Source organism: Xanthomonas sp. NCPPB 1638, assembly GCF_041475635.2.
GTDB classification, from domain to species: domain Bacteria; phylum Pseudomonadota; class Gammaproteobacteria; order Xanthomonadales; family Xanthomonadaceae; genus Xanthomonas; species Xanthomonas cucurbitae.
In genome coordinates this window covers 861049-873694 of sequence record NZ_CM192984.1, presented here as the reverse complement: position 1 = coordinate 873694, position 12646 = coordinate 861049, and the positions used below count along the sequence as shown (strand labels likewise).

Sequence of the window (12646 nt, the reverse complement as noted above, 5' to 3'; positions counted from 1 at the left end):
GATGCAAGATGCTGCTTACTTGATTTCGACCGTCGCGCCGGCTTCGGTCAGTTCCTTCTTGATCTTCTCGGCCTCGTCCTTGGTGGCGCCTTCCTTCAGCATGCCACCGGCTTCGGTCAGGTCCTTGGCTTCCTTCAGACCCAGGCCGGTCACGCCGCGCACGGCCTTGATGACGCCGACCTTGTTGGCGCCACAGTTGACCAGCACCACGTTGAATTCGGTCTGCTCTTCAACCACGGCAGCCGGGCCGGCAGCAGCGGCAGCCACCGGGGCGGCGGCGGAGACGCCGAACTTCTCTTCGATGGCCTTGACCAGCTCCATCACTTCCATCAGGGACTTCTCGGCGATGGCGTCGACGATCTGTTCGTTGGTAAGGGACATTGTGATTACCTTTAAATGATTTTCTGGATTGGGGTTCTAGCGAACGCTAGGACATCAAGCTTCGGCAGTCTCGGCGACCGGCGCGGCGGCTTCGTCGCCACCACCCTGCTTATCGCCAACGGCCTTGACGGCACGGGCGAACATGGCAGCCGGTTCGGACAGCACGCGAGCCAACATGGCCAGGGCCTGGTCACGGGTCGGCAGCGAGGCCAGCACGTCAACGTGGCTGGCCGGGAACAGTTCCCCACCAATTGCCACAACCTTGGCCTGCAGCTTCTCGTTGCTCTTGGCGAATTCCTTGATCAGGCGACCGGCAGCGCCGGGTTCCTCCATCGAAAACGCATACACCAAAGGACCAACCAGCTTGTCGGACGCGACAGCAAATTCGGTACCTTCGACGGCACGCACGGCCAGGGTGTTCTTGACAACTTTCAAGAACACACCGGTTTCGCGGGCCTGCTTGCGCATCGCGGTCATCTGGGAGACCGTGGTGCCAGCGTATTCGGCGGCGATCAGGGAGTGGGCCTTGGCGGCGATGTCTGCCAGCTCGGCGACTACGTCTTGCTTCTGGGACAGATTGAGAGCCATTGCACTCCTCCGTTAAAGCCGGGATTGGTGATTGGTGATTCGGGATTCGTCACAGCGATCACGCCGCCGTTGCCAATCCCAAATGCCGAATCGCTAATCCCCGCTTCAAACTACTCCGCTCGCGGCTCCTGCCGGTTGCGGTCCAGGGCGGCCTCCTTCCTGGAAGCCGGGAACATCGACCGATGTTCCGTTGGTGGCCGTTCTAGACCTGGAGTGGACTCGATCCGGGATGCCCCAGACGCGCGTAAACCAGAAAGCTCCAGAAGGGCGACACCATCTACGCCGGCCAGTTCGAAAACGAACCGATTAAGCGATCCCGCTGCATCGACGGCGACTCCTTGCCAGTGCGAGCATCCCTGCCCGTCGTCGATCTGCGCTGACCGCGCCTGCGGTCTTTGACGGCTACCGCCGGACGTGCCGGCGATCGCCTTCAAAATGTCCGTTACCCCAAAGGAGGGAACGGACTCCCAGCACACGGTTGCCCGGGCCGGAAAAACAATGCAGTACTCCACGAATACGTCAGGCGCATGACGCCCGACGCCTTCGATTACTTCAGCGACAGGCTCGACTGATCGACCGTCACGCCCGGACCCATGGTCGAGCTGACCGACACCTTCTGCAGGTAGGTCCCCTTGGAGGTGGCCGGCTTGGCCTTGACCAGATCCAGCAACAGCGCCTGCAGGTTCGACTTCAGCGCTTCGTCGTCGAAGCTGGCCTTGCCAATGGTGCAGTGGATGATACCGGCCTTGTCGGTGCGGTAGCGCACCTGGCCCGACTTGGCGTTCTTGACCGCTTCGCCCGGGTTGGCCGACACGGTGCCGACCTTCGGGTTCGGCATCAGGCCGCGCGGGCCCAGCAGGGTGCCGAGCTTACCGACCACGCGCATGGCGTCCGGCGTGGCAATGACCACGTCGTAGTTCAGGTCGCCGGCCTGCATCTTCTCGGCCAGGTCGTCCATGCCCACGGCTTCGGCGCCGGCGGCCAGGGCTTCGTCAGCCTTGGCGCCTGCCGGTGCGAACACGGCAACGCGCACGCTCTTGCCGGTACCGGCCGGCAGCACAGTCGAACCGCGCACCTGCTGATCGGACTTCTTGGCGTCCACGCCCAGGCGCACAGCCACGTCGATGGACTCAACGAACTTGGCCTTGGTGGCGGTCTTCAGGATCTTGATTGCGTCTTCGAAGGCATAGGTCTTGCCCGGAACGACAGCGGCCGTGATGGCCTTAACGCGCTTGCTCTGTGCCATATCTTAGCCCTCCACCGTCAAACCCATGCTGCGGGCAGAACCCGCAATCGTGCGAACCGCCGCTTCCAGCTCGGCTGCCGTCAGATCGGCTTCCTTGGCCTTGGCGATCTCTTCCAGCTGCTTGCGCGTCACCTTGCCCACCTTGTCGGTGTTGGGGCGCTTGGAACCGGAGGTCACACCCGCCGCCTTCTTGAGCAGCACGCTGGCCGGGGTGCTCTTGGTGACGAAGGTGAAGGTACGGTCGGAATACGCGGTGATGATGACTGGCGTCGGCAGGCCCGGTTCCAGCTTGGACGTGGCCGCATTGAAGGCCTTGCAGAATTCCATGATGTTCAGACCGCGCTGACCCAGTGCAGGGCCGACCGGCGGCGCAGGATTGGCCTGACCGGCCTTGACCTGCAGCTTGATGTAAGCAACTACTTTCTTTGCCATTTCGATACTCTCCGGGTGCTAGCGCCTGAACTGCAGGCTCCCCATCGGACCGGGAAAATCACGCGTCCCGGCTTCGCGTTTTGACCACATGCAGATGGCCGCCATGCGGCAGCCAGTGTTTCCCGGCGGTCCGCCAGGTCAGCGAGCCGCGCAGCATAGCAGGATTTTCGAACGGACGCCTGGACGGCGCCCAAACCGATCAGCCCTTTTCGACCTGGCCGAATTCGAGCTCGACCGGGGTGGAGCGACCGAAAATGAGCACGGCCACGCGGAGCCGGCTCTTCTCGTAGTTGACTTCTTCGACAACGCCATTGAAGTCGTTGAACGGGCCGTCGGTGACGCGCACCATCTGGCCCGGTTCGAACAACACCTTGGGACGCGGCTTTTCGACACCGTCCTGCACACGCTGCAGGATCGCATCGGCCTCCTCGTCCCGGATCGGCAGCGGCCGGTCGGCGGTGCCACCAATGAAGCCCATGACCTTGGAAGTCTCCTTCACAAGATGCCAGCTTTCATTGTCGATGCGGGGGATGCCGGCTTCCTCGTGCGTTTCGATCTGCACCAGCACATAACCCGGGAAGAACTTGCGCTCGGACCGACGCTTCTGGCCGGCACGCATTTCGATGACTTCCTCGGTCGGCACCAGCACGTCGCCGAAACGCTCTTCCATTCCGGTGCGCGCAATGCGGTCGCGCAGCGCCTGCGCGACAGATTTTTCGAAGCCTGAATAGGCGTGAACGACATACCAACGCTTCACTGCTTGATTCTCCTCAACGAGCCAGGAACCACTGCGTGAGCTTCTGGATGACGAAATCGAAGCCGCCCAACAGCAAACTCAGAATGATTACAACAACAATGACGACCCAGGTGGTGCGGATGGCTTCCTGGCGTGTTGGCCAGACCACCTTGCGCAGCTCGAACCTGGATTCGGACAGGAATTCACGGGTATCACGACCCTTGCCGGTCCCGAGAAACACGAACGCACCCGCCACCAACCCGACGATGACCGCCAGCGCCCGCAACTGCGGCGTCCAGGCACCCAGCTGGGTCGCGCGTTCGGGCGCGGAAAACCAGAACCACACAAACAGCCCTGCAATCACCAGGATCGCAGAGATCACGTATTTCACGATATCGGCGCTTGCAGCAGACGCGCTTTTGGAAGGCTCGATTTTGCTATTCATCCGGCTCTAGTTACCGATCTGACCCGAATCGCTGGGCCGGAAAGAGGAGTGGCACGCCAGGAGGGACTCGAACCCCCAACCTGCGGTTTTGGAGACCGCTGCTCTGCCAATTGAGCTACTGGCGTATGTACTCGTTTACCGCACACCTTAGACAACGAAGGCGGACCGCGGTTCAGCCGGCCCGCCTTTCGCGCAAATCCGGCGACCTCAGGCCGCCGGATTGCAGGTTCTTACTTGACGATCTTGGCAACCACGCCGGCGCCGACGGTGCGGCCACCTTCGCGGATGGCGAAACGCAGACCTTCGTCCATCGCGACCGGGTTGATCAGGGTCACGACCATCTTCACGTTGTCGCCCGGCATCACCATTTCCACGCCTTCCGGCAGCTGGCAGGCGCCAGTGATATCGGTGGTGCGGAAGTAGAACTGCGGACGGTAGCCCTTGAAGAACGGGGTATGACGGCCACCCTCGTCCTTGGACAGCACGTAGACTTCGGCTTCGAACTCGGTGTGCGGCTTGATCGAACCCGGCTTGCACAGCACCTGGCCACGCTCGACGTCGTCACGCTTGGTGCCGCGCAGCAGCAGACCGGCGTTGTCGCCTGCCTGGCCCTGGTCCAGCAACTTGCGGAACATTTCCACGCCTGTGACGGTGGTCTTCTGGGTGTCGCGGATACCGACGATTTCGATTTCGTCGCCGACCTTGATGATGCCGCGCTCGATACGACCGGTCACCACGGTGCCGCGGCCGGAGATCGAGAACACGTCTTCCACCGGCATCAGGAACGGACGATCGACGTCGCGGGTCGGCTCCGGGATGAAGGTGTCGAGCGCCTCGACCAGCTTCAGGATCGCCGGCACGCCGATTTCGCTCTGATCGCCGTCCAGCGCCAGACGCGCCGAACCGTGGATGATCGGAGTGTCATCGCCCGGGAAGTCGTACTTGCTCAGCAGCTCACGCACTTCCATTTCGACCAGCTCCAGCAGCTCGGCGTCGTCGACCATGTCGGCCTTGTTCAGGAACACGACGATGTGCGGCACACCGACCTGACGCGAGAGCAGGATGTGCTCGCGGGTCTGCGGCATCGGGCCGTCGGCGGCCGAACACACCAGGATCGCGCCGTCCATCTGCGCTGCACCGGTAATCATGTTCTTGACGTAGTCGGCGTGGCCGGGGCAATCGACGTGTGCGTAGTGACGCTTTTCGGATTCGTACTCGACGTGCGCGGTCGAGATCGTGATGCCACGCGCCTTTTCTTCCGGCGCTGCGTCGATCGCGTCGTACGCCTTGAACTCACCACCGAAACGCTCTGCACCGATCTTGGTCAGCGCGGCGGTCAACGTGGTCTTGCCATGGTCAACGTGACCGATGGTGCCGACGTTCACATGTGGCTTGGTACGCGCAAATTTTACTTTTGCCATGGGTGCAAGTTCTCGGTAATCGTTTGGAGTTAAGACGATTGAGCAATGGTGCTCACGAAAGGAATCGAACCTTCGACCTCCTCCTTACCAAGGAGGTGCTCTACCGACTGAGCTACGTGAGCGAGTTTTGCATTATGCCATGCATTTGCGTTCAATGGAGCGGGAGACGGGAATCGAACCCGCACCATCAGCTTGGAAGGCTGAGGTTCTACCGTTGAACTACTCCCGCGCCGGGAACTGCATACCACAACGTGAAACTGGTGGAGGGAGGTGGATTCGAACCACCGAAGGCGTAAGCCAGCAGATTTACAGTCTGCCCCCGTTGGCCGCTTGGGTATCCCTCCAGCTTTCCCACCGGGCCGGACCGCCGCGTGGCGATTCGGTTCGGTGTGAAGCAGCCCGTTATTTTGTTGTGGACCGCCTGCGATGTCAACAACAATTTTGAACTTCGCGCAGACACTGAATACGCGCAGCGACCGCCGCCGCGCGCACCCTCTCAGACGTTGAAACGGAAGTGCAGCACGTCGCCTTCCTGCACGCGGTATTCCTTGCCTTCCAGGCGCAGACGGCCGGCGTCGCGCGCACCGGCTTCGCCGCGGTACTTGATGAAGTCATCGAAGCCGATGGTTTCGGCGCGGATGAAGCCCTTCTCGAAATCGGTATGGATCACCGCGGCGGCCTGCGGTGCGGTGGAGCCCGCCCTGACGGTCCACGCGCGCACTTCCTTGACGCCCGCCGTGAAGTAGGTCTGCAGACCCAGCAGCGTATAGGCCGCACGAATGACGCGATTCAGGCCCGGCTCGTCCAGACCCAGGTCGGCCAGGAAGGTGTCGCGGTCTTCGTCGTCCAACTGGGACAGCTCTTCTTCGATGGCCGCCGAGACCGGCACCACCTCGGCGCCTTCGGCGGCCGCGTGCGCACGTACGGCCTCCAGATGCGGATTGTTCTCGAAACCGTCTTCCAGCACGTTGGCGATGTACAGCACCGGCTTGAGCGTCAACAGGAACAGGTCACGCACCAGCGCTTTTTCTTCCTCGTCCAGACCGGCGGCGCGGCCAGACTTGCCCTCGGCCAGCGCCGCCTGCAACTTGGCCAGCACCGGCTTGCGCGCCGCCGCATCCTTGTCGCCGCCCTTGGCGCTGCGCTCGGCCCGGTTGAGCGCCTTTTCCACGCTGTCCAGGTCGGCCAGCGCCAGCTCGGTATCGATGGTCTCGATATCGGCGATCGGGTCGACCTTGTTGTTGACGTGGATGACGTCGTCGTTCTCGAAGCAACGCACGACATGGGTGATCGCATCCACTTCACGGATGTGCGCCAGGAACTTGTTGCCCAGACCCTCGCCACTGGCGGCACCGGCCACCAGGCCGGCGATATCGACGAACTCCACCGCGGTGGGGATCAGCTTCTGTGGCTTGACGATCTCGGCCAGCTGGTTGAGGCGCGGATCCGGCACCGGCACGATGCCGACATTCGGCTCGATGGTGCAGAACGGAAAGTTGGCCGCCGCGATGCCCGCCTTGGTCAGCGCATTGAACAGGGTCGACTTGCCGACATTAGGCAGGCCGACGATGCCGCATTTGATACCCATGGGTTTTCCAGTGAATGGAGAATCGGGAATCGAGAATGGACAAGCGCAACCGCTCCTCCCATTCCCGATTCCCCATTCTCTATTTTTCCGTATGCAGGCGCTTCATCGCCTCGCTGAAATTGCCGGCCATTGCCAGCGGCAGCACGTCGATGGCGGCATCCACTGCCGTACCGATCGCTGCATCGTCCTCGCGCCCTGCCCGCCCCAGCACCCATGGCACCACGCGGTCCTTGTGACCGGGATGGCCGATGCCGATGCGCAAACGGTGGAACTTGCCGTGTCCGAGCAGGTGAATGGTGTCGCGCAGGCCGTTCTGGCCGCCGTGACCGCCATCGAATTTGAGCCGTGCGGTGCCTGGCGCCAGATCCAGTTCGTCGTGCGCAACGAGCAGTTGCTCCGGTTCGATCTTCCAGAACCGCAATGCGGCGGTGATCGACTTGCCGCTGAGATTCATGAAGGTGGCCGGCTTGAGCAGCCAGACCGCCTGCCCCGCCAGCTCGACCTTGGCCGTCTCGCCGAACAGCTTGCTGTCCAGGCTCCAGCGGGCGCCGCTGCGCTCGATGAGCGCATCGACGAAACGAAACCCGGCGTTATGCCGGGTTTGCGCGTGTTCCGGACCCGGATTCCCGAGCCCGACGATCAGCCGAAGTGCAGACATGCCGGTCACCGCCGCCGATTCCCCGCATGTGCGAGGAATCGGCCAACGGATTACTTGGTCTCGGCGCCTTCGCTGCCTTCTTCACCGGCCGCATCGTCTTCCTCGATGCGCACGTGCTTGGCGGCAACCACGGCGACGTCGTGTTCCTTGCCCAGCTTCAGCTCGGGAATTTCGACGCCGGCCGGCAGCTTGATCTCGGACAAGTGGATCACATTGCCCACTTCCAGGGCACCGAGGTCGATCTCGATGAACTCCGGCAGGTCCTTCGGCAGGCAGACCACCTGGACTTCGTTGAGCTCGTGGGTGACGACCACTTCGCTGGACTTGCCGGCCGGCGAGGTCGCTTCGTTGATGAAGTGCAGCGGCACGGCGGCGCTGAGCTTCTCGTTGGCGCTGACGCGCTGGAAGTCGATGTGCATGATGAGCTGCTTGAACGGATGGCGCTGCATGTCACGCAGCAGCACCTGCTGCACGTCGCCATTGAGGCTCAGGTCCAGGATCGACGAGTAGAACCACTCGTTCTGCTGGGCGAGCCAGATCTGCTCGTGGTCGAGCTGGATGCTGACCGGCTGCAGATCGCCACCGTAGACGATGGCCGGAATGACGCCAGCGTGACGCAGGCGGCGGCTCGCACCCTTCCCCTCGTCTGCGCGGCGCTCGACCTTGATTTCGTGAGTCTTTGCCATGTTGTTTCACTACCTAGATTGGAATACCGCCTCGCGGCGATGAAGCGTCTCACCCGCGACCAGGAGAGACGTGGTACCGGCACCCGCGTGATGCGGGCACCGAATGGGGTGTTAGTCGACGTAGAGCGAGCTGACCGACTCGCCGAAGGCGATGCGGCGGATGGTCTCGGCCAGCAGTTCGGCCACGCTCAGCTGACGGATCTTGGGGCACATGCGCGCCGCTTCGTTCAACGGGATCGTGTCGGTCACCACCAGCTCGTCGAGCTGCGAATTATTGATGTTGTCCACCGCCGGGCCGGACAGCACCGGGTGGGTGATGTAGGCCACTACTTTAAGCGCGCCGCGCTGCTTGAGTGCGGCGGCAGCGGCACATAGGGTGCCGGCGGTATCGACCAGGTCGTCCACCAGCACGCAGGTCTTGCCCTGTACGTCGCCGATGATGTTCATCACGGTGGCGACGTTGGCACGCGGACGGCGCTTGTCGATGATGGCCAGGTCGGCATCGTCCAGGCGCTTGGCGACGGCGCGCGCGCGCACCACGCCACCGACGTCCGGCGAGACCACGATCAGGTTGTCGGTGCCGTAGGCGCGCCAGATGTCGGCTAGCAGCAGCGGCGAGGCGTAGACGTTGTCCACCGGCACATCGAAGAAACCCTGGATCTGGTCGGCGTGCAGGTCGACCGTCAGCACACGGTCGGCCTCCATCGCGCAGATCATCTTGGCGGCGACCTTGGCGGTGATCGGCACGCGTGAAGAGCGCATGCGGCGATCCTGGCGCGAGTAGCCGAAATACGGAATCACCGCAGTGACCGAGGCGGCGCTGGCGCGCTTGAGCGCGTCGATCAGCACCAGCAACTCCATCAGGTTCTCGGCGCTGGGCGCGCAGGTCGGCTGGATGACGAACACTTCCTGCCGGCGCACGCTCTCTTCGATTTCGACCTGCACTTCGCCATCGGAGAAGCGCGTCACCAGCGCCTTGCCCATGCGCAGCCCCAGTTCCTTGCAGATGCTCTGGGCAAGCGGCTTGTTGGCGTTGCCGGAGAACACCAGCAGGTTACGTTGATCTTGCATGGGATCTCTCGGGCGGCGGCGAAGAGCGTGCGGGCGATGGCTGAGCTGGACAAAGCCGACCTGACGCCGGGCTTTTCTTTAAAAACTGGCAGGGGCGGTAGGATTCGAACCTACGAATGCCAGGATCAAAACCTGGTGCCTTGGGCCTCTTGGCGACGCCCCTGCATCAAACCTGTCACGCGTCCAGTGCGTCGAGCAATGGCGAGTGCGCTGCACCCTCCACCACCCACGCCCGCAGGCTGCCCGGCAACCGCGCCAGCGCCTGCTCTGCAGCAGCGCGCGTGGCGAATTCGACGAAACAGCCGCTTCCCGACCCGGTCAAGCGTGGCGTTCCGATCCTGGACAGTGCCTGGAACACCGCCTCGACGGCGGGTTCGCGGCGCCGCAGGACCGGCTCGAACGCATTGTCGAGCAGAGAACCGGAAGCGAAGTCCGCTATTTTCGCGGGCGCGGCATCCCGCGTCAATTCCTGTGATTGAAATAAGGCGGGCGTGGGCACGTGAACGCCCGGATCCACCAGCACGTAGGCCGCGTCCGCCAGCGTGATCGGGGTCAGTTGCTCCCCCACGCCCTCGGCCCAGGCATTGTGCCCGCGCACGAACACCGGCACGTCCGCACCCACCTGCAGGCCCAGCCCGGCCAGCACATCCACCGGCAAACCCAGCCCCCACAAGGCGTTGAGCGCCACCAATATGGTGGCCGCATCCGATGAGCCGCCGCCAAACCCGCCGCCGGCGGGGATGCGTTTGTCGATGCGGATCTCGGCACCAGCCTGCGTGGCGGTGGCCGACTGCAGCAGACGCGCCGCGCGGATCACCAGATCGTCGTCTTCGGCGACGCCGGGCAAACCGTCGCCGATGCGCCGGATCAGGCCATCGTTGCGCAAACGAAGATGAATGGTATCCCCCCAGGCCAGCAGCCGAAACACGGTCTGCAGCAGGTGGTAGCCATCGGCGCGGCGCCCGGTGATTTGCAGAAACAGGTTCAGCTTGGCCGGCGCAGGCCAGGCCGACCACGCTCCCTGCGCCGACATCAGGGCGAGACCGTCCATTGATCCACCAGCAGGCGGACCTTGGCACTGCCGTTGTAGGCTTCGATGCGCTGCGGCAGCTCGGGCTGGCCGTCGCCGGCCGGTGCCCAGGCCAGGAAATCGATGGTCCAGCCGTCCTGCTGCACGGTGCGCGGGCGTCCGGCGGCGTCCAGGTCCACGCGCTGGGCGCTGGCGTCGGCGATCCGCAGCGCAAGCACCCAGTCCGGCATCTGGTTGACCGGAATGGTCCAGCCCGTGGCCTCCAGCAAGACCTGCTCGGCATCCGGCCCGCTGCGCGGACCGCCATCCAGCCCTTCGATGCGACCGGCACCGGTGGCGCTGTCGCCGGTGAGCACCCAGCTCTGTCGGGTCACCGGCGCGCTGAGCTGCACGCGATAGCGTGGGCCATCCTGTTGCCAGTCGATGCGGCCACTGCCGCCGTCGCGGCCCTTGCTGATCGCCACCCGCCCCTGGAAGGACCACTGCGGATGCGCCTGCAACCAGGCCTGGCGCGCCGCTTCCGCGGTGCGCGCGGTATCGGAGACGCGTTCGACCACGGCCGCGCCGCCGCCCTGCCCGCGCGGCACGCTGACGCAGCCGGACAGACCCGCCAGCACCAGCCCGCTCAGGGCCAGCGTGCGCAGCACAACACTCACAGGCCGAATTTCTCGGTTGCGCGCTGCAGAGCGCGGTTGTCCGGATCCAGCCGGCGGGCCTCGTCGAAGTAGCGTCGCGCCTCGTCCTGCTTGCCGCTGACCCACAGCACTTCGCCCACATGGGAGGCGATCTCCGGATCCCTGGCCAGCGCCCAGGCGCGGCGCAGCTGCACCAGCGCTTCCTTGATACGGCCCATGCGGTACAGCACCCAGCCATAGCTGTCGACGATGGCCGGGTTGTCCGGATCGGCGGTCCGGGCGCGGTCGATCAGCGCCAGCGCTTCCTTGTAGCGGGTGGTGCGGTCGGCCAGGGTGTAGCCCAGCGCGTTGAGCGCGGCGACGTTCTCGGGTTCGGCCACCAGGATCTTGCGCAGGTCGGCCTCGGCACGCGGCACCTCGTCGCGCCGCTCCCAGGCCAGCCCGCGGGCGTACAGCAGCTCGCCGTCGTCCGGGTAGGCGGCCAGGCCACGCTCGAAGGCATCCAATTCGCCAGCGGCATCGTTGGCACGCTGGTGCAACTCGGCTTCCAGCACATAGGCATCGCGGCGGGCGTCGTCGTCGGCGCTGGCATCGCCCTGCAGCGCGCGCACCTCGGCCAGCGCCTCGGGTTTGCGGCCGAGTTCGTACAGTGCGCTGGCGGCGCGCAGGCGCGCTTCGCTCAATTGCGGGCCGCCGGGCACGCCGCGGTACCATTCCACCGCTTCGTCGTAGCGCTTGAGGAATTCGGCGATCTTGCCCAGCAGCAGGCGGCGGTCCGGATCCGGCTTGGTCGCATTGCTCTTGAGTTCCCCGTACAGCGCATCCAGCGCGCTGCGGTCTTTTTCCTTGGCCAGCATGGAGGCGCGCAGGCCGTAGGTCTGGGTATCCTGCGGCCCGGTGGACAGCACCCGTGCAGCGGCTTCGGTCTGGCCCATGGCGTCATAGGCGAAGGCCAGTGCGCCGCGCAGTTCGGAATCCTTCACCGCCTGCGGCTCGACATTTTTCAGCAGCGCCAGGGCCTGGTCGTTCTTGCCCTCCTGCTGCAGCTGGGTGGCGTGCAGCAAGGCCACGCGCGGCTCTTCGGGGAAGCGGCGCACCACTTCATCGACGATGCGCTTGGCCAGCGCCGGGCGCTCCATGCGCAGCGCCAGCCGGCCGAATTCCTGCCAGGCTTCGATCTGGTTGGTGATGGCGCCGGCCTTGACCAGATCTTCGAGCACGTCGGCCGAGGCCTCCGGCTCGCGACCACCATTGGCCAGTGCGATCAGCGCAAAACGCCAGCCGCGGGGGTCGGGTTCCTTGAGCAGGCCGAGCAAGTCACGGCGTGCGGTGCGCAGATCGTTGCGGCGCAGGGCCAGCGAGGCCTCGGTGCTGCGCATGGACATCGAAGAAGGTGCGCGGTCGCGCCACAGCGCCAGCGCTTCGATGGCGCGCGGGTCGTCATTGGCCAGCATGGCGATGCGGGCAGCGCGTTCGGCCAGCCCGGCATCGCCGGCTTCGGCCCTGGCGGCGTCCAGATAGGCGCGGGCGGCCTCGTCCAGCTGACCGGACTGCAAGGCGAATTCACCGGCCAGCACCGGCTCCAGCGAAGCGCTGGCGGCGTTGCCGGCCGGGGGCTTGGGCGGTGCTTTCTTCGGCGCTGCGGCGGCACTGGCGGAGATTGCGGCCAGCAAAAGAACACACAGGATGCGAATCGGTACAGGCATCGGGGGCAACCGGGCCGTAAAAT

The 12646-nt window shown here is 64.4% G+C and carries 14 protein-coding genes and 5 tRNA genes; all 19 read right to left on the bottom strand.

Features of this window, described 5'->3' with window-relative positions; all coding sequences use genetic code 11:
* Positions 1 to 15: 15 nt before the first annotated feature.
* Entirely contained in the window at positions 16 to 381 is a 366-nt protein-coding gene (gene rplL / locus ACCQ13_RS03730; protein ID WP_104605369.1) for a 50S ribosomal protein L7/L12, read from the bottom strand.
* 54 nt (positions 382 to 435) lie between these two features.
* Positions 436 to 969, bottom strand: a complete 534-nt coding sequence (rplJ, locus tag ACCQ13_RS03725; RefSeq protein ID WP_104605367.1) for a 50S ribosomal protein L10 — start codon at positions 967 to 969, stop codon at positions 436 to 438.
* Between the two features lie 547 nt (positions 970 to 1516).
* A complete protein-coding gene (rplA, locus tag ACCQ13_RS03720) occupies positions 1517 to 2215 on the bottom strand; it encodes a 50S ribosomal protein L1 (RefSeq protein ID WP_003486747.1) in 699 nt (232 codons plus the stop codon).
* 3 nt (positions 2216 to 2218) lie between these two features.
* Entirely contained in the window at positions 2219 to 2647 is a 429-nt protein-coding gene (gene rplK / locus ACCQ13_RS03715) for a 50S ribosomal protein L11 (RefSeq protein WP_104588956.1), read from the bottom strand.
* A 199-nt stretch (positions 2648 to 2846) separates the two neighbouring features.
* Positions 2847 to 3404, bottom strand: a complete 558-nt coding sequence (nusG, locus tag ACCQ13_RS03710; RefSeq protein ID WP_104605365.1) for a transcription termination/antitermination protein NusG — start codon at positions 3402 to 3404, stop codon at positions 2847 to 2849.
* 13 nt (positions 3405 to 3417) lie between these two features.
* A complete protein-coding gene (secE, locus tag ACCQ13_RS03705; protein ID WP_104544236.1) occupies positions 3418 to 3828 on the bottom strand; it encodes a preprotein translocase subunit SecE in 411 nt (136 codons plus the stop codon).
* A gap of 49 nt (positions 3829 to 3877) precedes the next feature.
* A tRNA-Trp gene (locus ACCQ13_RS03700) sits at positions 3878 to 3953 on the bottom strand.
* Positions 3954 to 4058: 105 nt separating this feature from the next.
* On the bottom strand, positions 4059 to 5249 hold the full coding sequence (gene tuf, locus ACCQ13_RS03695) for an elongation factor Tu (RefSeq protein WP_159406665.1): 1191 nt from the start codon (positions 5247 to 5249) through the stop codon (positions 4059 to 4061).
* Between the two features lie 46 nt (positions 5250 to 5295).
* A tRNA-Thr gene (locus tag ACCQ13_RS03690) sits at positions 5296 to 5371 on the bottom strand.
* Positions 5372 to 5404: 33 nt separating this feature from the next.
* Positions 5405 to 5478 (bottom strand) — tRNA-Gly (locus tag ACCQ13_RS03685).
* Between the two features lie 29 nt (positions 5479 to 5507).
* Positions 5508 to 5593 (bottom strand) — tRNA-Tyr (locus tag ACCQ13_RS03680).
* Positions 5594 to 5745: 152 nt separating this feature from the next.
* Positions 5746 to 6837, bottom strand: coding sequence for a redox-regulated ATPase YchF (gene ychF, locus ACCQ13_RS03675; RefSeq protein ID WP_159406664.1), 1092 nt, complete (start codon positions 6835 to 6837; stop codon positions 5746 to 5748).
* A 79-nt stretch (positions 6838 to 6916) separates the two neighbouring features.
* Positions 6917 to 7495, bottom strand: a complete 579-nt coding sequence (gene pth, locus ACCQ13_RS03670) for an aminoacyl-tRNA hydrolase (protein WP_104602719.1) — start codon at positions 7493 to 7495, stop codon at positions 6917 to 6919.
* A gap of 50 nt (positions 7496 to 7545) precedes the next feature.
* Positions 7546 to 8181 (bottom strand): 50S ribosomal protein L25/general stress protein Ctc, encoded by a 636-nt coding sequence (locus tag ACCQ13_RS03665; protein WP_104602617.1) that lies wholly within the window; start codon positions 8179 to 8181, stop codon positions 7546 to 7548.
* 111 nt (positions 8182 to 8292) lie between these two features.
* Complete coding sequence (locus ACCQ13_RS03660) at positions 8293 to 9252, bottom strand: ribose-phosphate diphosphokinase (RefSeq protein WP_104602618.1); 960 nt, start codon at positions 9250 to 9252, stop codon at positions 8293 to 8295.
* 86 nt (positions 9253 to 9338) lie between these two features.
* Positions 9339 to 9415 (bottom strand) — tRNA-Gln (locus tag ACCQ13_RS03655).
* Positions 9416 to 9427: 12 nt separating this feature from the next.
* On the bottom strand, positions 9428 to 10303 hold the full coding sequence (ispE, locus tag ACCQ13_RS03650) for a 4-(cytidine 5'-diphospho)-2-C-methyl-D-erythritol kinase (protein ID WP_159406663.1): 876 nt from the start codon (positions 10301 to 10303) through the stop codon (positions 9428 to 9430).
* Complete coding sequence (gene lolB, locus ACCQ13_RS03645) at positions 10285 to 10938, bottom strand: lipoprotein insertase outer membrane protein LolB (protein WP_159406662.1); 654 nt, start codon at positions 10936 to 10938, stop codon at positions 10285 to 10287. The genes ispE and lolB overlap by 19 nt, the downstream gene beginning before the upstream one ends.
* Positions 10935 to 12623: a tetratricopeptide repeat protein gene (locus tag ACCQ13_RS03640; protein WP_159406661.1), complete on the bottom strand. Its 1689-nt coding sequence runs from the start codon at positions 12621 to 12623 to the stop codon at positions 10935 to 10937. Before ACCQ13_RS03640 ends, lolB begins: the two co-directional genes overlap by 4 nt.
* Positions 12624 to 12646: the final 23 nt, after the last annotated feature.